General features: G+C 60.2%; 17 protein-coding genes. 8 read left to right on the plus strand and 9 right to left on the minus strand.

Features of this window, described 5'->3' with window-relative positions; all coding sequences use genetic code 11:
* Positions 1-34: 34 nt before the first annotated feature.
* Together AC1D35_RS30850 and AC1D35_RS30855 are read right to left on the minus strand one after the other, a co-directional pair.
* Positions 35-1,195 carry an ABC transporter substrate-binding protein gene (locus AC1D35_RS30850; protein WP_113310375.1) on the minus strand — a complete coding sequence of 387 codons (1,161 nt, stop codon included), beginning with the start codon at positions 1,193-1,195 and terminating at the stop codon, positions 35-37.
* 120 nt (positions 1,196-1,315) lie between these two features.
* A complete protein-coding gene (locus AC1D35_RS30855) occupies positions 1,316-2,224 on the minus strand; it encodes a LysR family transcriptional regulator (RefSeq protein WP_113310374.1) in 909 nt (302 codons plus the stop codon).
* A gap of 179 nt (positions 2,225-2,403) precedes the next feature.
* Here AC1D35_RS30855 and AC1D35_RS30860 point away from each other — a divergent pair, with 179 nt between their 5' ends.
* Positions 2,404-3,114, plus strand: coding sequence for a hypothetical protein (locus tag AC1D35_RS30860; RefSeq protein ID WP_113310373.1), 711 nt, complete (start codon positions 2,404-2,406; stop codon positions 3,112-3,114).
* A gap of 11 nt (positions 3,115-3,125) precedes the next feature.
* On the opposite strand, the gene AC1D35_RS30865 is transcribed toward AC1D35_RS30860, so the two are convergent.
* Positions 3,126-4,013, minus strand: coding sequence for an AraC family transcriptional regulator (locus tag AC1D35_RS30865; protein ID WP_113310411.1), 888 nt, complete (start codon positions 4,011-4,013; stop codon positions 3,126-3,128).
* Between the two features lie 132 nt (positions 4,014-4,145).
* On the opposite strand from AC1D35_RS30865, the gene AC1D35_RS30870 reads away from it, so the two are divergent.
* Complete coding sequence (locus AC1D35_RS30870; RefSeq protein WP_113310372.1) at positions 4,146-4,898, plus strand: SDR family oxidoreductase; 753 nt, start codon at positions 4,146-4,148, stop codon at positions 4,896-4,898.
* Between the two features lie 65 nt (positions 4,899-4,963).
* Here AC1D35_RS30870 and lysS read toward each other — a convergent pair whose 3' ends face one another.
* The 5 genes from lysS to AC1D35_RS30895 form a co-directional block, all read right to left on the minus strand.
* Positions 4,964-6,460: a lysine--tRNA ligase gene (lysS, locus tag AC1D35_RS30875; protein WP_113310371.1), complete on the minus strand. Its 1,497-nt coding sequence runs from the start codon at positions 6,458-6,460 to the stop codon at positions 4,964-4,966.
* A 22-nt stretch (positions 6,461-6,482) separates the two neighbouring features.
* Positions 6,483-7,937 carry a glutamate--tRNA ligase gene (gltX, locus tag AC1D35_RS30880; protein ID WP_113296121.1) on the minus strand — a complete coding sequence of 485 codons (1,455 nt, stop codon included), beginning with the start codon at positions 7,935-7,937 and terminating at the stop codon, positions 6,483-6,485.
* Between the two features lie 349 nt (positions 7,938-8,286).
* Entirely contained in the window at positions 8,287-9,036 is a 750-nt protein-coding gene (locus tag AC1D35_RS30885) for a TerC family protein (protein ID WP_113310370.1), read from the minus strand.
* Positions 9,037-9,137: 101 nt separating this feature from the next.
* On the minus strand, positions 9,138-9,977 hold the full coding sequence (locus AC1D35_RS30890; protein WP_113310369.1) for an AraC family transcriptional regulator: 840 nt from the start codon (positions 9,975-9,977) through the stop codon (positions 9,138-9,140).
* Between the two features lie 105 nt (positions 9,978-10,082).
* A complete protein-coding gene (locus tag AC1D35_RS30895) occupies positions 10,083-10,763 on the minus strand; it encodes a TetR/AcrR family transcriptional regulator (RefSeq protein WP_113295977.1) in 681 nt (226 codons plus the stop codon).
* Positions 10,764-10,915: 152 nt separating this feature from the next.
* Here AC1D35_RS30895 and AC1D35_RS30900 point away from each other — a divergent pair, with 152 nt between their 5' ends.
* The 6 genes from AC1D35_RS30900 to AC1D35_RS30925 all read left to right on the plus strand — a co-directional run bounded on the left by AC1D35_RS30900 (position 10,916) and on the right by AC1D35_RS30925 (position 18,263).
* The gene (locus AC1D35_RS30900; RefSeq protein WP_113310368.1) at positions 10,916-12,118 is read left to right on the plus strand and encodes an HlyD family secretion protein; all 1,203 of its coding nucleotides are present in this window, start codon (positions 10,916-10,918) and stop codon (positions 12,116-12,118) included.
* A gap of 23 nt (positions 12,119-12,141) precedes the next feature.
* On the plus strand, positions 12,142-13,740 hold the full coding sequence (locus AC1D35_RS30905) for a DHA2 family efflux MFS transporter permease subunit (RefSeq protein WP_477941680.1): 1,599 nt from the start codon (positions 12,142-12,144) through the stop codon (positions 13,738-13,740).
* A 158-nt stretch (positions 13,741-13,898) separates the two neighbouring features.
* Positions 13,899-14,924: a LacI family DNA-binding transcriptional regulator gene (locus tag AC1D35_RS30910; RefSeq protein ID WP_113310367.1), complete on the plus strand. Its 1,026-nt coding sequence runs from the start codon at positions 13,899-13,901 to the stop codon at positions 14,922-14,924.
* Positions 14,925-14,945: 21 nt separating this feature from the next.
* Positions 14,946-16,400 carry a xylulokinase gene (xylB, locus tag AC1D35_RS30915; RefSeq protein ID WP_113295981.1) on the plus strand — a complete coding sequence of 485 codons (1,455 nt, stop codon included), beginning with the start codon at positions 14,946-14,948 and terminating at the stop codon, positions 16,398-16,400.
* A 35-nt stretch (positions 16,401-16,435) separates the two neighbouring features.
* The gene (xylA, locus tag AC1D35_RS30920; RefSeq protein WP_113310366.1) at positions 16,436-17,746 is read left to right on the plus strand and encodes a xylose isomerase; all 1,311 of its coding nucleotides are present in this window, start codon (positions 16,436-16,438) and stop codon (positions 17,744-17,746) included.
* Between the two features lie 130 nt (positions 17,747-17,876).
* Positions 17,877-18,263 carry an ester cyclase gene (locus AC1D35_RS30925; RefSeq protein ID WP_113295983.1) on the plus strand — a complete coding sequence of 129 codons (387 nt, stop codon included), beginning with the start codon at positions 17,877-17,879 and terminating at the stop codon, positions 18,261-18,263.
* 12 nt (positions 18,264-18,275) lie between these two features.
* On the opposite strand, the gene AC1D35_RS30930 is transcribed toward AC1D35_RS30925, so the two are convergent.
* On the minus strand, positions 18,276-19,307 hold the full coding sequence (locus tag AC1D35_RS30930) for a LacI family DNA-binding transcriptional regulator (RefSeq protein ID WP_113295984.1): 1,032 nt from the start codon (positions 19,305-19,307) through the stop codon (positions 18,276-18,278).
* Between the last annotated feature and the right edge of the window lie 20 nt (positions 19,308-19,327).

The raw sequence follows: 19,327 nt of genomic DNA on the forward strand, positions 1-19,327 counted from the left end.
GAAGAGGAGGAGAACGACATGGAATGGTTGGCCGTTACCGACCGCCAATCACGCCGATATAGTCGGATACCCAGCGGTGATAGGGCACGCATTCGCTCTCGCTTGCGCATTTGGCGACCGGCGTCTTCCAGAATTTGATCTTGTCGAAGTGATCATAGCCGTTGGTGTTGCAGCCGGCGTCGGTCAGCAGTTCGTTGCCCTTGCAGGCCGCCGGAACCGACGGCACGGCGCCGAACCAGGCGGCGGCATCACCCTGGACCTTGGCCTTCAGGGAATGTTCCATCCACATATAGGCGCAGTTCGGATGTTCACTGTCGGCGTGCAGCATGGTGGTATCGGCCCAACCGGTTACGCCTTCCTCGGGGAAGGTCGAGGCGATCTTCTGCTTGTCTGCCTGCAGCAGGTTGACCTGGAACGGCCAGGAGCCGGAGGCAACGACACCTTCATTCTTGAAGTCGTCGATCTGGATCATCGCATCGTGCCAATAGCGCGAGACGATCTTGCGCTGGCCGCGCAGCAGGTCGAGGGCAGCCTTGTACTGGTCTTCGTTGAGTTCGTAGGGATCCTTGATGCCGAGATCGGGCTTGTGTGCCATCAGATACAGGGCCGCATCGGCGATGTAGATCGGGCCGTCATAGGCCTGAACGCGACCCTTGTTGGACTTGCCGTCCGGCAGGTTCTGCTCCTCGAAGACGATATTCCAACTCGTCGGCGCCTTATCCTTGAAGGCGTCAGCGTTGTACATCAGCACATTCGGACCCCAGAGGTAGGGCACGCCGTAATGGACGCCGTTCACCGTATTCCAGGGTGCATTCTGCAGGCGCTCGTCGACAGTCTTGAAGCTCGGGATGAGGTCGGTGTTGATCGGCTGGACGCGTTTGCCCGCGACGAGGCGCAGTGATGCGTCCCCCGAGGCCGTGACGAGGTCGAAGCCGCCTTCGTTCATCAGCGCCACCATTTCATCAGAGGTCGCGGCGGTCTTTACGGAAACCTTGCAGCCGGTTTCCTTCTCGAAGTCGGTGACCCAGTCGTAATTCTTGTCGGTTTCGCCGCGCTCGATATAGCCGGCCCAGGCGACGATGCTGACGGCGCCTTCCCCCTTGCCCAATTCCTTCAGCGGTTCGGCAGCGACAACCTGTGTCACGAAGCTCAAGCTCGCAAGCGCAGCAGTGCACGATTTCAGAAGATGCTTCATCGTCTGTCTCCCGGTTTTGGTGCCGCTTTGCGGCGTTTTGTTCCCGGAGGAAAAGGTGACGCGGAACGGCCGGTTTCGCAAATTCATTTATCAGAAAGGCGATATCGGAAATTCCGATATCTAGCGAGATCTTCCCGACCGCATGTTCTCCGCGATGGCGACGAAATCGCGTGCCGCCTGCGGCAGACTGGAGCCCTTGCGCCAGACCATGCCGACCTGCACGACGGGCAGGGACCCGGAGACATCGCGGCTCTCGATGCGGTCGCCTTCCAGCGACCAGGGGCGGTAGACGAGATCCGGCAGCAGTGCCACGCCGGCGCCGGTCGCGACCAAGCTGCGCACGGCTTCCACCGATCGGGTGCGGAAGGCGACCTGCGGGCGGGCGCCGAGCGCGGTCAGCAGCTTGCCGGTATTCTCCTCGATTTCATCCACTGTCAGCATGATCAGAGGCTCGCGGGCGATATCGGCAATGGAAATGATATCGGCCGAAACCAGCGGATGACCCATCGGCAGCCAGAGGCGATAGGGTGAGGTTTCCAGGATTTCGGCCTGGAGGGCCATGCGATCACGCAGATTTGAAATGACCATAACAGCGACATCCAGCTCGCCGCCGACGAGCAGATGTTCGAGGTAACCGCCATTGTCCTCAATGGCGCTGACCTCGACGTGGGGGCATGCTCGGCGGTAGCGGGCCAGCAGATCGGAGAGAACGTAGCCTGCGACAAGCGAGGTGACGCCGATGTTGAGTGTGCCGGAGGGAATGTTCTGCTGGCCGGAAAAGCTGGTGCGGGCATCGGAGACCGTTGACAGGATTTTCGTGGCATGCCGCAGAAACTGGTGGCCACTATGGGTAATTGAGAGCCCCCGCGGGTGGCGTTCGAACAGCACGACGCCGAGATCGTTTTCGAGTTCCTTCAGCGCCTCTGTTATCGAGGATTGGGAGATCGACAGGTTCTGCGCGGCGCGCGTGACCGAGCCCTGTTCGGCAACGGCGACGAAATATTGAATCTGGCGAAGCGTGAAGGCCATGGCTTTTTAGAACATGCGCTTGAGCGATCTGGCAAGCGCAGGGACGGCTGGACCTTTTTTGGTATTTAGCCAATTCGAGACAAAGTCGGACGGTCCACTTAAAGATTCGGAAACGTCATTTCCCTAGCTTCACAGTCACTTGTATTGCGTTGGAGTTTTCAGATGGCGGAGCAGTTGGCGTGAAGGCCTTACTGCGCATATTCCGGCCTTCCCGGAAATTGGCTTTGATCATCGGTGGCAGCGCCCTGTTAGCGGGCGTTTCCGGCGGTGCTGCGATCTATGTCGGTAAAGACAGGCTGCTCGGTGACGAGGAATCGGCCGATGGCGTAGCCTGCACCGACGTCAATCTAGTGACGATCAAGAAGCAGGATCACGTCTGGGTCCGCAAATATATCAAGACCGAACCTGTTGACGGCATGACGCGCATCAAGACGGCGTTGCGAGTCGCCCAGGCCGTCTATGAAGCCCAGAAGCCCGACCTCGTGCAGGTCGTCGTCCTCGACGAGAATGGTCCCACCCTGCGCTCGGATATTCGCGGCCGGGCGATCGGCGCCGACGTCGTCTATATCGCGCATCCAGACAAGATGGTCGATGGGCTTGATGACAAGCCCTATTCGGCCCGTTATTACGACGGCGAGGCAAGCGAGCAGGGCCTCTTCTATGGCGAGCGCATCGACCTGCCGGACGACCAGATCGCAGCACTGAACGCGAGTCTCAAGGATCCCGCCGATTGCATCGATCCGGTTGCGGTTGCCTCGACCAAGAAAGAGAGCAAGGCTGCAGCACAGGAGGCCAAGGAACCGTCCGCTGAAGAGCAGGCTGCCAAGGATGCTGCTACTCCCTCAGAAGCTGCTCCTGCAGAGGAAGCGCCTGCCAAAAGCGGGCACTAGGCCCGAAACGGTCAGGCCGCCGGCCTGATGCTTTCCCTTATCAAGGATACATCGCGTCCCGGCGGCTGGCCGAAGAAACGCGCATACTCCCGGGTGAATTGCGAAGCGCTTTCGTAGCCTACGGTATAGGCGACCGAGGAAGCATTTCCAGATTGAGCAATCAGAAGCTGGCGGGCCTGCAGCAGACGGATGCGCTTCTGGAATTGGATCGGGCTCATCGCCGTCACGGCCTTGAAATGGCGATGAAAGGCCGAGACGCTCATGGAGGCGAGGGTGGCGAGTTTTTCGACCTCGACCGCTTCGGCGTAATGTTCGCGAACCCAGCGGATGGCGAGCCTTATCCGCGACAGCGCGCTGTCAGGCGCCGCAATATCGCGCAGCATCCAGCCCTGCGGTCCCTGCAGCACACGGTAGAGGATCTCACGCTCATAGGCAGGGGCAAGCGCCGGGATATCCTGCGGGCGCTCCATGAGCTGCAGCATTCGCAGCCATGCATTCAGGAGTTCCGGCGTCATGCGGCAGACGGAATAGCCGCTCTGTCCGTCTAGATAGGATTGCGGTGAAAGATCCATGAGAAGGGCTGCGACCCGTGCCGGATCGAGCGACAAGCTGACGCCGATATAGGGCCGGTCGGGGGCCGTCTGCCGCACTACGCCGGTCGCCGGTATGTCGACCGAGATCACGAAATAGCTGGCTGGATCATAATAATAGTCGCGCCCGGCGATTGTCAGCGTCTTGCTGCCATCGAGGATCAGGTTGACCATCGGCTCATAGACGGCGCCGAGCTTGTGTTGGGGTATCTCTCCCTTGACCATCAGGATACCAGGTATGCCGGTTTCCGTCGGGCGGTTTTCGGCATGGGCCGTCAAGCGGCGCATCTCGTCGAGTATTGTGTGCATGACCAAATCCTGAACCAGGAAGTGAACGCGCACAAGGCAAAAGCAGGAATAGGCAAGAACGAGGCAGTTTCCGGCGGAGAGCCGATCGGCCGTTTACCATAGCTTTCGGCCGTCGAAGCAAAGGAGACAGAGATGAAAATCGCAATCATCACCGGTGGCAGCCGCGGCATTGGCCGGTCGGCGGCGCAGGAATGCGCAAGGCGCGGCATGGGCGTCATCCTCACCTACAACAGCCACAAGCCCGGTGCAGACGAGGTCGTTGCCGAGATCAGGGAGGCAGGCGGCCAAGCCGTGGCGCTTGCCCTCGATGTCGGCGATGCCGACAGCTTCCAGGTCTTCACGGAAGAGGTCAAAAGGCTGCTTTCCACTTATTGGGGTCGCAGCGATTTCGACTGCCTTGTCAACAATGCCGGGTTCGGCATGTTCAACCTGATGGAGACGGTGACGACGGAGCAGTTCGACGCTCTCATGAACGTCCATCTGAAGGGACCGTTCTTCCTGACACAGGCGCTCTTGCCGCTGATGGCGGATGGCGGCGTGATCCTGAACGTGACGAGTGCTTCCGTTCGCGTCGCAACGGCCGGTGTTGCGCCTTATGCAGCCCTCAAGTCCGGACTTGAGACGCTGACCCGCTACCAGGCGAAGGAGTTCGGCGACCGCAGAATCCGCGCCAACGCCATCTCGCCCGGCCCTATCCGTACCAATCTCGCTGATGCTGCGCTGGACAAGAATCCGGAATTTGCCGCATTGCTCGCCTCGCAGACGGCACTTGGCCGTATCGGGGAAGCCGACGACGTTGGCCGGGTCATAGCCGTGCTCGCCTCCGACGATGGCGCGTGGATCAATGCGCAGACGATTGAAGTCGCTGGCGGCTACATGATCTGAGGGAAAAGTCTCAAAAGAAAATGGAGCGTCCTTTCGGGCGCTCCGTTTTTTAACGAATGCGTCTCTCAGTCGGCCTTGTTACGGCGGGCCGGGAAGAGAATGACGTCGCGGATCGACGGTGCGTTGGTCAGCAGCATGATCAGGCGGTCGACGCCGATGCCGAGACCGCCCGCGGGTGGCATGCCCTGGTCGATCGCATCGAGGAATTCCTCATCCAGCTGCTTTTCCTTCTCGCCGCGGGCATGGGCCTGCTCGAGCTGTTCGACCATGCGGCGGCGCTGCTCTTCCGGATCGTTGAGTTCGGAGAAGGCATTGCCGAGTTCCCAGGCGTTGCAATAGGTCTCGAAACGTTCGACGAGGCGCGGCTCGCCCGGCACTTCCTTGGCGAAGGGTGAGATGTCCTTCGGGAAATGCGTCACGTGTGAGGGCTGGATCAGGGTCTGCTCGACCTTCTCTTCGAAGATGAAGGCGAGGCACTCGCCCCAGGTCCAGTCCTTCTCGACTTCGAAGCCGGCAGCCTTGGCAGCCGTGCGGGCTTCCTCGTCGGTCTTCATTGCGAGGAAGTCGATACCGGTGACTTCCTTGACGGCGTCCGGCATCGGAACGCGCTTGAACGGACCCTTGAAGGACATGGTCTTGTCGCCGAAGGGGAATTCCGTCGTGCCGTGGATGGAGAGCGCCAAGCTCTCGAACAGCCGCTCGACGAGGTCCATGATGTCCTCGTAGTCGGCATAAGCCCAGTAGCACTCCATCATGGTGAATTCCGGATTGTGCCGGGTGGAGACGCCTTCGTTGCGGAAGTTGCGGTTGATCTCGAAGACCTTGTCGGTGAGGCCCGAAACCAGCGTGCGCTTCAGAAACAGTTCCGGCGCGATGCGCAGGTACATGTCGAGCTTCAGCGTGTTGTGATGCGTCTTGAACGGCTCGGCGGTGGCACCACCGTAGACCGAATGCAGCATCGGCGTTTCGACTTCCATGAAGCCGTCATCTTCCATGAAGCGACGGATGCCGGAGAGGATCTTCGAGCGCTGCTGGAAGCGCAGCTTCGATTCCTCGTTGGTCATGATGTCGAGGTGGCGCTTGCGATAGCGTAGCTCGATGTCGGAGAGGCCGTGCCACTTTTCGGGCATCGGCAGCAGCGACTTGGTGAGCATCTCGATCTTCTGGGCGTTGATCGTCAGTTCACCGCGCTTGGTGCGACGCACGACGCCGGTGACGCCGATGATATCGCCGATATCGATCATCGGCAGGAGCGCACGGGCTTCTTCCGGGGTCGTGTCCTTGTGACTGAAAATCTGGATCTTGCCGCCGGCGTCATGGATATCCATGAACATGCCGGAGTTGCGCGACGAGTAGACGCGGCCGGCGACGGTCACGACATCCTGTGTCTCGACATCAGGTTCCAGGCCTTCGTATTTCGCAGCCAGTTCGGCATTGGTCAGCGTGCGGTGGAAATGCGCCGGATAGACGTCGCCGATCTGCTCGCGCAGCAGCTTCAGCTTCTGGGCGCGTACTTCCGTTGCGTCGGAAGATAGGGTGTTTTCGGTCTTGTTGTCAGCCATTGTCGAAATCCTCTGACTGTTCTTACTTCGAGCCGACGAGGGCGGCGACTGCCTGCGAGGCAAGCTTCAGGCGCTGGCGCACGACCGAGCGGCCGAGGATCGCCATGGAATCGAAAAGCGGCAGCGAGCGCGACGAGCCGGAGACGGCGACGAAGAGCGGCGCGACGATGACCTTCAGCTTCTTGCCCATGCGGTCGGCGATGGCGCGCAGTTCGGCCTCGATCGTCTCGACGTTCCATTCCAGGATCTTTTCGAGATCCGGCTGGACGGTGTTGAGGATCTCAAGGATCTCTTCCGGCGGCGATTTGATCTTGGCGAAGTCGGAGGGCTGCAGGCCGAGATCGGACTTCAGCAGGAAGCCCGCGAGATCGGGCAGTTCGCCGAGCTTGGAAATGCGCGTCTGCGACAGGCGCAAGCCAGCCATCAGGCGATCGTTTTCCATCGCCCATGTCAGTACGCGATCGCGGAAGTCTTCTTCCGACAGCTTCTCGCGGATCCAGCGGCCGTTCAGCCAGTCGAGCTTCTGGATGTCGAAGATCGCACCGGCCTTGGACAGGTTTTCCGGGTCGAACTTTTCCGACAGCTCATCCATCGTCAGCAACTCTTCGCCTTCGGAGATCTGGATGAAGAACAGGCCGAGGAAGTTCATCAGCGCTTCGGGGATATAGCCGAGCGCCGAATAATAGGAGATCGAGGTCGGGTTCTTGCGCTTCGACAGCTTCGACTTGTCGGCATTGCGCATCAGCGACAGATGCATGAAGACCGGCTGGTCCCAGCCGAAATAGCGGTACAGCAGAATGTGCTTCGGCACGGAGGCCAGCCATTCCTCGCCGCGTGCGACATGGGTGATCTTCATCAGATGGTCGTCGATGACGTTTGCCATATGATAGGTCGGCATGCCATCGGCCTTGATCAGCACCTGCATGTCGACGGAATCCCAGGGGATCGACACGTCGCCATAAACGCCGTCGGTAAAGTCGCACGAGCCTTCGGTCGGGATCTTCATGCGGATGACGGTGGTTTCGCCGTCGGCCATACGCGAAGTGACTTCTTCGGCCTTCAACGTCAGGCAGAGGCCGTCATATTTCGGCGGCTTGCCGGCGGCGCGCTGGCCTTCGCGCATCTGCTCCAGCCGCTCGGGCGTGCAGAAACAGCGGAAGGCATGGCCCTTGTCCAGTAATTCCTGGGCAAAGGGCTGGTACATATCCTTGCGATCGGACTGGCGATAGGGGCCGTAGGGGCCGCCGATATCGGGGCCTTCCTTCCATTCCAGTCCACACCATCTCAGCGCATCCAGCACTTTGGTCTCGAATTCCGGGGTCGAGCGCGTCGCATCGGTATCCTCGATGCGCAGAATGAACTCGCCGCCGTGCTTCTTGGCAAAGAGATAGTTGAAGAGAGCGATGTAAGCGGTGCCGACATGCGGCTCGCCGGTCGGCGAGGGAGCGATGCGGACGCGGACGCCGGAAGCTGTCATTTTTATGTGCCCGTCAATGAATGCCGAGCGGCTTTTCAATGAAAGCGACGTCCGGCCTGGAAAATGCAGATATCTTTCGGAAACCGGCTGGAGAAGGGCGTCTGCCCACACAATCCACCGATTATCCTGATGGTTGCGCTTAGGCCATATTCAAAAGGGCGCGTCAAGAAAAACCGCTTTTGGCGGGCGTGTTCCGGCGTCTCCGGGCGGCCGCTTCGGGCATCTGTTCTTTGAGGTGAAGCCCGGCGACGACATGAAGCAGGGTTTCATCAAACCTCCGGCTCTCGGAAGAACCCCGCCTTACCCGGTAAGGCGGGGATAATAGTTGGGTCTGAGATAGATAGCGGTCTTAGTGGCCGCCTTCGCGCTTTCGCCGGCGTGCGTTCCTTGCGAACATATTCAGCACCTCGACGAGGGCCGAGAAGGCCATGGCGGCGTAGACGTAGCCCTTCGGCACATGGAAGCCCATGCCATCGGCGATCAGCGTCGTGCCGATCATCAGCAGGAAGGCGAGTGCCAGCATGACGATCGTTGGGTTGCGCTCGATGAAATTGGCGAGCGGCGTTGCGGCAACCAGCATGACCGTTACGGCCGCGACGACGGCGACCACCATGATCGGCAGGTGCGGGGTCATGCCGACGGCGGTAATGATGCTGTCCACCGAGAAGACGAGGTCCAGAAGCAGGATCTGGCCAATCGCCGAAGCGAAGCTCGTGCCTGTCGCGCCTGCGATGAAATTCTCCTGCTGATCCTCCGGATCGACATTGTGGTGGATTTCCTTGGTGGCCTTCCAGACGAGGAAGAGACCGCCGGCGATGAGAATGAGATCCTTCCAGGAGAAGCCATGGCCGAAAAGCTCGAAGAGCGGCTCGGTGAGCTGGACGATCCAGGCAATGGTGCCAAGCAGGGCAAGACGCATGATGAGCGCAAGAGCGATACCGGTCTTACGGGCCCTTTCCCGATGCTCAGGCGGCAGCTTGTTGGTGAGGATGGAGATGAAGATGAGGTTGTCGATCCCGAGAACCACTTCCATCACCACGAGCGTGACAAGCGCCACCCAGGCAGCCGGGTCCTGAATGAGCGTCATGATATCCTGCATCGGCGTATTTCCCCCTTGCGTCACATACGGACGCGGACAATGTATCGTCGCGGCCCTGCCGGGCAAGCGCCGCAAGGGGGTATACGAAAACGATCGGGCTTTTATTCCTTGATCGGCAGCCAGATTTCCGTCAGCCCCATTCCCGTATAGGGATCGAAGCGGTCATCGTAGCGTTCGAACATGTCGGGCGTGCTGCCATGTTCGAGGCCCGAAGTCGGCCACCAGTTGCCGAAAATCAGGTCCATCGTCGCGGGAATACCGGAGACGTGGCCGCGATGGGAGAAGACGGCGTAGCGCTGGAGCGGCAGCTTCAATGTCACAAAGCCCTCCGGCAGGTCGTCGGCGTCGGCTATTTCGGCGGCGGCCATGTAACGGAATTTCTCGGCCTCGCCGTCGATATGGGTGCAGACGCCGTAGGCGACATTTCCCTTCTGGTTCGGGATATGGCCGAAATGCTGGTTGAACTTCTGCCAGAGAGAGGGGATCGCAGCGTTGCCACCATAGTCATAGGTTTCCTGCAGCCCGGCAAAAAGCATCGGCTGAAGGGTTTCGAAACGCGGCGGTTCGAGATCGTTAAGGCTTGCGGTTTTCATCCTGATAGGCTCCATCAAAGCAAGGTTGCGAATGTGCCCTTGTCGCCGCACCGCTTCCGGCGTCATGCCGAATTGGTCGCGGAAGGCACGGGTGAAAGCCTCGTGCGAGCCGTAGCCCGCGCCGAGGGCAACCTCGAGAATGCTGGATGAGCCTGAGATGAGAGATAGCGCGGCCCCACTCAGGCGCCGTGCGCGGATATAGCCGCTGATCGAATGGCCGGTCACCAGCCCAAAGACGCGCGAGAGATGATAGCGCGACAGTCCGGCAGCTTCTGCGATCTCGTCGAGGCTTATATCGGTTTCGAAATGGCTCTCGATGAACCATATCGCCCGTCCGATGGCGCTCATCTCTTCTCCCCTGGTTGCCGTCTCATTCCTAGAGGAAATGCGGCGGCCGGATTTGATCGCTATTGCGCAAATCCGGCGGAAAACCAGTCGGGGCGGGAGATGTGGTCAGGTAGACTCGTGTTTGCGAACGCCATAGGCGGCCATGAAGACGTGGATCGCGCCGCGAATGACGCGTTCGATCTCGTTGCGCGGCGGCGGTCCGTCCATATTGCCGAACAGGCGCAGCTTGAAGAAGCTGCCGCTCGCAAGATCGAGGAACTGCCCGGCGGCGAGATCGATATCGTCGATCTTCAGGGTACCGGCCTGCACGTGCCGCTCCAGGAAGTCGTGCATGATGGTGCGCAGGTTCTGCGGACCCTTGAAGAATCGCTGACAGAGAAGGGGCATGCGCTCACGCACGCCGAGCACGGTGCGCATGGCGTCGATGACCTTGTCTTCGGTCATATGCGTGACGAAGGTTATCCCGAATTCGTACAGGCCGGCCTCGACATCGTCATGCTCTGCAAGGACCATGCGCACGGCTGCCACGAAGGCGGCGCGCTCGGTCTCGACCATGGCGTGGAAGAGTTCTTCCTTGTTGGCGAAGTAGACATAGAGCGTTCCCTTGGAAACGCCGGCCTCGCGAGTCACATCGTTCATACTGGCCGCGTCGAAGCCCATCTTCATGAACACGCTCCGGGCACCGTCAAGGATCTGCTGGCGCTTGGCCGGATCTTCACCCGCAGCAAAGCGACCTCCCGGATTGGGTGGGCTGAATACGGCGGTATCCTCGGGCTTCAGTGTCATGTCTCCTTAACCGTCTTGGCGAATTCGCGGTTTCATTCAAAGAAATCGAACCGATTGGTTCTATGCATCTTGATATGAAGTCAAAAACCCTTTAAGTCAACTGAACCGAACCGTTCAGTTCGATTATTTTACTCCAGATCGGTAGTCTGTTTATGTCGACCAACCAGAAGAGCAACGTTGCGCGCATCGTCAGCGAAAATGCCGGCGCCGAAGAGGTGAAAGCGGAAACCGTAGCCCCCGCCGAAGCCCCGAAGGCAGAGGCACCGCAGACGGCTCCTGCGCAGACGGCGCCTGCTGTCGCACCGGCTGCTCCGAAGAAGCGCCGCAGCTTCGTGTTGCCTGTTGTGGTGCTCGCTGCTCTCGCCGGCGCTGGCTGGTACGGCTACGACTGGTGGACGAATGGCCGCTTTCTGGTGTCGACCGACGACGCCTATATCGAGGGTGATATCGCGACGATCTCGCCGAAGGTTACCGGTTACGTCGCGAAGGTGAATGTTTTCGCCAACCAGGAAGTCAAGGCAGGCGACGTTCTCGCTACCCTTGATAACGGCGACTACCAGAACGCCCTCGACCAGGCGAATGCCCAGATCGTAACCGAGCAGCTTTCACTCAGCCGTATCGATGCGCAGATCGAAGGCGCGAAGGCGAGCCTCGTTCAGGCCCAAGCCCAGAAGACCGCCCTCGAAGCCACCGTGCGCGGCGCGGAAATCAAGCAGAAGCGCCAGAGCGACCTGCAGGCGAAGTCGGTCGGCACCACGGCAGACCTTGACGACGCCAATACGGCGCTCGATCAGGCCAAGGCCAATCTTGCCGGCGGCGATGCCAACATCGTTTTCGCCCAGGCCAACATCACCATCCTCGAGGCACAGCGCAAGGAAGCCGAAGGCTCCGTGCGTACGATGGAAATCCAGCGCGACAAGGCTGCCCGCGATCTCTCCTTCACCGTGCTGAAGGCGCCCTATGACGGCGTCGTCGGCAATCGGTCGGTTCAGGAAGGCGATCTCGTTTCGCCTGGCCAGCGGCTGATGGCGCTCGTGCCGACACGCCAGCTCTACATCGATGCCAACTTCAAGGAAACGCAGATCCAGCATCTCGTTCCCGGCTCGAAGGTCAATGTCCATGTCGATGCCTATAGCGACTATCCTGTCGTCGGCACCGTCGAATCGATCTCGCCGGCCTCCGGCTCGGTCTTCTCGATGCTTCCCCCGGAAAATGCGACTGGCAATTTCACCAAGATCATCCAGCGCGTGCCGGTTCGCATCGCCTTGCCGCAGGATGCGCTTGATAGCGGCCGCCTGCGCGCAGGTCTCAGCGTCGTCGTCGATGTTGATACCCGTACGGCGCCGGTGAAGTAAGCTCTCGGGGCGGAGGTAATCCTATGGCCGGGAGCGCGACAGCAACGGCAGGTTCGATCCCGGCAATGCCTGCGCATGCCGCGGATCGCATGGATCCGAGAAGGCTCATCGCTTTCTTCGCGATGGTGCTCGGCATGTTCATGTCGATCCTCGACATCCAGATCGTCTCCGCTTCGCTCGCCGAAATCCAGGCAGGACTTTCGGCCGGTTCGGACGAAATCGGCTGGGTGCAGACGGCCTATCTGATCGCGGAAGTCATCATGATCCCGCTGTCGGGCACGCTCGCGCGCATCATCTCGACGCGGTATCTCTTCGCGATTTCGGCCGCCGGTTTCACCATGGCGAGCGCCCTGGCCGCAACTGCAACGAACATCGACCAGATGATCGTCTACCGTGTCATCCAGGGCTTCATCGGTGGCGGCATGATCCCCTCGGTCTTCGCGGCCGCCTTCACGATCTTCCCGCCGTCGAAGCGTGCGATCGTCTCGCCGATCATCGGCCTCATCGCCACGCTGGCGCCGACCATCGGCCCGACGGTCGGCGGTTATCTTAGCCATGCCTTCTCCTGGCACTGGCTGTTCCTGGTCAATATCGTGCCCGGTATCATCGTCACGATCGTCACCTGGAACTTCATCGATTTCGACAAGCCGGAACTGTCGCTCTTCAAGAAGTTCGACTGGTATGGCCTGCTGTCGATGGGTGTTTTCCTTGGCGCACTGGAATATGTGCTGGAAGAAGGCAATTCGAACGACTGGTTCAACGACAGCTACATCGTCATCGGCGCCGTTGCCTCTGCCGTCGCCTGTGTCGTCTTTTTCTACCGGGCCTTCACGGTGGAATTCCCGGTCGTCGATCTGACGGCCTTCTCCAACCGAAACTTCTCCTTCGGCTCGGTGTTCTCTTTCGTCATGGGCATCGGCCTTTACGGGCTCACCTATATCTATCCGGTCTATCTCGGCCGCATCCGCGGCTACGATTCGCAGATGATAGGCGAGACAATGTTCGTGTCGGGCCTTGCGATGTTCTTCACCGCGCCGATCGCCGGCCGGCTGTCGACGAAGCTCGACCTACGTTTCATGATGGCGATCGGCTTCGTGAGCTTTGCAGCCGGCACCTATATCATGACGCATCTGACGCAGGACTGGGACTTCTACGAGCTCTTCATCCCGCAGATCCTGCGCGGCTTCGGCCTGATGATGTGCATGGTGCCGATCAACAATATCGCGCTCGGCACCCTGCCGCCAGCGCGTATCCGCGGCGCATCCGGCCTCTTCAACCTGACGCGTAACCTCGGCGGCGCCGTCGGCCTTGCCGTCATCAACACCGTGCTGACCAGCCGCCAGGACGTGCACTACGAGCGTCTGCGCGAAAACGTGYACTGGGGCAATACGGCTGCGATCGACCAGATGAACAACATGACCCAAAACTTCAACAATTGGGGTCTTGATGGTGCCGATGTTGCAGTCAAGCAGATGGTCGGCTTGGCCACCAAACAGGCGATGATCCTTTCGTTCGGCGACATTTTCCTGATGCTGACGGTGCTTTTCCTGGCGATGGTCCTTGGCGTCTTCATGATCAAGAAACCCGCGCCGCAAGGCGGGGGAGGCGGTGGCGGCCACTGACCTCCGGCCGTCGTTGCAAGAAAGGCCCTCTTCGGAGGGCCTTTCTGTTTTTCTGCATGGGTAGTTTCGCTTCCCTTGAATGGGGTGCTTTTCAGCCCACGCATTTTTTGATTTACGTACATCAAAATTGGCGCTAATGGTCTCGTCCAGGAGGAGCGATGAGGCCAACCGTTCACGATATCGCCGCTGCGGCAGGTGTCAGTCTCGCGACTGTGGACCGGGTTCTGAACCGACGGCCGGGCGTACGCCATGTGACACGGGAGAAGGTGGAGACCGCCATCCGGGATCTCGGCTATGTGCGCGACCTGGCGGCGGCAAACCTTGCCAAGGGCCGCGTCTATCCGCTGACCTTCATCCTGCCCGCCAGCGACAATTCCTTCATGCACGGCTTGAATGCCGAAATCCGCGCAGCGATCGCGCGCTCGTCCGCCGAGCGTACGGACATTCGCATCGTCGAGGTGCCGGCCTTTGATCCACAGGCGCTGGTTCGTGAGCTGGAAACAGTCGCTGCCGAAAAGCCCTCAGGGGTCGCGCTCGTAGCCACCGACGCGCCCGATGTGCGCACGGCTGTGGACCGGCTGGTCCATGACGGCATTCCGGTCGTTACCCTCGTTTCCGATCTGACGGGATCTCTGCGTCACCATTATGCCGGCGTCGACAATATCGCAGCGGGGCGCACCGCTGCTCGCCTGCTCGGCCGTTTTCTCGGCGGTGCCAAAGGCGAGATCGCTGTTCTTGCAGGCTCCATGCTGGTGCGCGACCATCGTGAGCGCCTGGAGGGTTTCGCATCTGTCACGGCGCAGGAGTTTCCGGCGCTGCATCTGCTGCCGGTGCTCGAAGGCCGGGATGACCCTGAAACTGCCCATATGCTGATTGCGGATGCGCTTGGGAAGAACGACGGCATCGTCGGCATTTACAGTCTCGGCGCCGGTAATCGTGGTCTGATCCGGGCGCTCAAGGAAAAGGCTGTCGACAGGGCGCTGACAGTGATCGCCCATGAATTGACGGTGCATACGCGCGTTGCCCTTCTCGACGGCACTATCGACGCAATCCTCAATCAGGATGCCGGCCATGAAGTACGCAGCGCGATCCGTGTTCTCAAGGCAAAGGCAGATGGCCTCGCGGTCATCGACGCGCAGGAGCGCATTCGCCTCGATATATTCCTGAAAGACAATCTGCCTTAACGGCAAAGGGAGAAATACCACATGTATCTGGGTCTCGATCTCGGAACTTCGGGCGTCAAGGCGATGCTGATCGACGGCGATCAGAAGATCATCGGTTCGGCCAACGGTTCGCTCGATGTCTCGCGTCCGCATTCCGGCTGGTCCGAACAGGAACCGGCCCATTGGGTGCGCGCCACGGAAGAGGCCGTCGCCGGCCTCAAGGCCAAACATCCGAAGGAACTCGCCGCGGTAAAGGGCATCGGGCTTTCCGGCCAGATGCACGGTGCGACGCTGCTTGACGCCTCGGACAAGGTGCTGCGCCCTTGCATCCTCTGGAACGATACGCGTTCCTATATCGAGGCAGCCGCGCTCGATGCCGATCCGCGTTTCCGCAAGCTGACCGGCAATATCGTTTTCCCCGGCTTCACCGCGCCGAAGCTTGCCTGGGTTGCCAAGAATGAGCCTGAGATCTTCGCCAAGGTCGCCAAGGTTCTGCTGCCGAAAGATTATCTGCGCCTCTGGCTGACGGGCGAACATATCTCGGAAATGTCCGACTCGGCCGGCACCTCCTGGCTCGACACCGGCAAGCGCGCCTGGTCGTCCGAACTGCTGGCGGCTACCCATCTCGATGAGAAGCAGATGCCGACGCTAGTCGAAGGCACGGAGCAGGGCGGCAAGCTGCGCGCCGAGCTCGTCTCGGCTTGGGGCATTTCCGGCGATGTCATCGTTGCCGGCGGTGCTGGCGACAATGCGGCTTCGGCCTGCGGCATGGGTACGGTCAGCGATGGCGCCGCCTTCGTTTCGCTCGGCACGTCTGGTGTTCTCTTTGCCGCCAATGCCGCTTACCTGCCGAAGCCGGAAAGCGCGGTTCATGCCTTCTGCCATGCATTGCCGAACACCTGGCATCAGATGGGCGTCATCCTGTCGGCTACCGATGCTCTCAACTGGCATTCCTCGGTTACAGGCAAGTCGGCGGCCGATCTCACCGGCGAACTCGGCGACAGCCTGAAGGCACCGACAGGTGTGACCTTCCTGCCTTACCTATCGGGCGAGCGTACGCCGCATAATGATGCGGTCATCCGGGGTGCCTTCATCGGCCTCGAGCATGAAAGCAGCCGTGTGGTGCTGACGCAGGCGGTACTCGAAGGCGTATCCTTCGCGATCCGCGACAATCTCGAAGCGCTGCGTTCGGCCGGCACGGATATTTCCCGCGTCACGGCGATCGGCGGTGGCTCGCGTTCTCGCTATTGGTTGGCTTCGATCGCGACCGCGCTCGGCGTTCCCGTTGACCTGCCAGCAGACGGCGATTTCGGCGCGGCCTTCGGCGCTGCCCGCCTTGGCCTGATTGCAGCGACAGGCGCCGATCCGGTTGCCGTTTGCACGCCGCCGGTGACTGCCGGCACGATCGAGCCGGTCGCCGCCCTCAGCGGCGCCTATGAAGATGCCTACAAGCGCTACCGCGCGACCTATCCGGCGATCAAGTCGCTGGCGCACTGATCCATCCATAAGAGCTGAACCCAAGGAGAACCCAAATGAGCACCGGATTTTTCGGCGATATCCAGAAAGTGAAGTACGAAGGCCCCGACAGCACCAATCCGTTGGCGTTCCGTCACTATCAGCCGGACGAAATCGTTCTCGGCAAGCGCATGGAAGACCATCTGCGCTTCGCAGTCGCGTACTGGCACACATTCACCTGGCCGGGCGGCGATCCCTTCGGCGGCCAGACCTTCCTGCGTCCGTGGTTCGAAGACACGATGAAGGCTGCCAAACTCAAGGCTGACGTCGCTTTCGAATTCTTCTCGCTGCTCGGCGCGCCCTACTATTGCTTCCACGACGCTGACGTGCGCCCGGAAGGCAAGAACTTTGCCGAAAACACGAAAAACCTGAACGAGATCGTCGATTACTTCGCCGAGAAGCAGGCCACCACCGGCACCAAGCTGCTCTGGGGCACGGCGAACCTCTTCTCCAACCGCCGCTACATGTCGGGTGCTGCTACCAACCCGGATCCGGATGTCTTTGCTTTCGCCGCCGCGACGGTGAAGACCTGCATCGACGCCACGCAGAAGCTCGGCGGCGAAAACTACGTTCTGTGGGGCGGACGCGAAGGCTATGAAACCCTGCTCAACACCGACATCGGTCGCGAGCTCGACCAGCTCGGCCGCTTCCTCAACCTCGTCGTCGAGTACAAGCACAAGATCGGTTACAAGGGCACGATCCTCATCGAGCCGAAGCCGCAGGAGCCGACCAAGCACCAGTACGACTACGACGTTGCGACCGTCTATGGCTTCCTCAAGAAGCACGGTCTCGAAAATGAAGTGAAGCTCAACATCGAGCAGGGCCATGCAATCCTCGCCGGCCACTCCTTCGAGCATGAACTGGCGCTCGCAAACGCGCTCGGCATCTTCGGCTCGATCGACATGAACCGCAACGACTACCAGTCCGGTTGGGATACCGACCAGTTCCCGAACAACGTTCCGGAAATGGCACTGGCCTATTACCACGTTCTGGCAGGCGGCGGCTTCAAGACAGGCGGTACCAACTTCGATTCGAAGCTGCGCCGTCAGTCGCTCGATCCGGCAGACCTGCTGATCGGCCATATCGGCGGCATGGATTGCTGCGCCCGTGGCCTGAAGGCTGCCGCCAAGATGGTCGAGGACAAGGCCCTCTCCCAGCCGCTCGCAGACCGCTATGCCGGCTGGGATTCGGCCGAAAGCCAGAAGCTCTTCCGCGGCGAATATTCGCTGGACGAGATTACCCATTGGGTCGAGAGCAAGGACGTCAACCCGCAGCCGAGGTCCGGCAAGCAGGAGCTGCTCGAAAACATCGTCAACCGCTACGTTTAATTGCTGGTTTGATTTCTTATGAGGGCCGGGGAGCGAAAGCTTCCCGGCTTTTTTGCACCTGGTTCAGTATTGTCGGATGTCCCCAGCGTCCTAGTTTTCGGCCGACAGTTTACGAACGCGGATCGCTTTCATGACGGACGCCAATCTTCCCGATCTTTATCGGGGCTATATCGCTTGCCTGAACAGCCAGGACTGGCCGAACCTCGGCAATTTCGTGCACGCCGACGTCCGCTATAACGGCAAACATATTGGCCTCTCCGGCTATCGCGACATGCTCGAAGGCGATTTCCGAGCGATCCCCGACCTTTTCTTCGACATCCGGATGCTGGTGTGCGAGCCGCCGCGTGTCGCCAGCCGTTTGCTTTTCGACTGCACGCCGAAGGGGATGCTGTTCGGCCTGCCGGTCAATGGCAGAAAGGTTCAGTTTGCTGAAAACGTCTTCTATGAGTTTCTGGAGGGGCGGATCGAGCAGGTTTGGTCGATCATCGACAAGGCGGCCATTGAAGCTCAGCTATAGGTAAAGCGGACCTTATCGCTTCTGCCAGTTGCGCGGCGGTGCGGAGACCGAATTGCGCACTACGAGATCCGGCCGTAGCAGGATTTCCGTTTCGGCGGGCCGGCCATTCGAGAGAAGTTCCAGCAACAGTGCCATGGCCTGTTTGCCGATTGCAGTGCGTGGCTGGCGGATCGTCGTCAGCGACGGGCTCATGAAAACAGCTTGCGGTACGTCGTCGAAACCGGTGACAGAGAAATCCTGCGGGATGTTGTATCCGCGGGCATCGAGGCCGATCATGACGCCGATCGCCGTCTGGTCATTGACGCACATGAAGGCGCTGGGCAGCGTGTCGCGCATGAAAAGCTGTTCCACGGCATGGCGGCCGCTCTCGATCGTGCCGTCGCCCTCCAGTACGATACGCGTGTCTTTCGGCACGCCGGCGGCGTCGAGACCGGCATCATAGCCTTGCCGGCGACGGCTGTAGGCGAGGCGGGTGCGGGAATCGCCGATGAAGGCGATCTTGCGGTGTCCTTCGGCCAGAAGCAGGTCGACTGCCTTTCTGGCGCCCTCGATATCGTCAACGCCGACATAGGGAATGCCGCCATTGAAGACAGGTTCGAATACACCAACACTCGGCGGCAATTGAGCCGTTACAGTCTGATGACCGAAGGGCAGGATGCCCGTGAAAAGGATCAGCCCAGCCGCCTGGTTGGAGCTAAAAAATTTCAGATATTCCAGGCCGCGCTGCGCATCGTTCTGCGTATGGCCGATGAGAATGCCGTAGCCATGGGCGCGGGCCTCGTTTTCCAGGCCGATCAGGATATTGGAAAAATTGGGGTCGCCGATATCGGGCGCCACGACCAGGATCATATTGGAACGGCCGAGCCGCAGGCTGCGCGCCATGGCATTGGTCGTATAACCGGTGATGGCGATCGCCTGGTTGACCTTCAGGCGCGTGGAATTGGCCACCTTTTCGGGCATATGGATTGCCCGCGAAACCGTCGCGATGGAAACCTCGGCGATCCGGGCGACGTCTTCGATTGTAGCGGGCGTGGAATTCGACACGGGGTCTGCCTTGGGCTGTC

The organism is Rhizobium sp. P1_E6 (assembly GCF_056405875.1).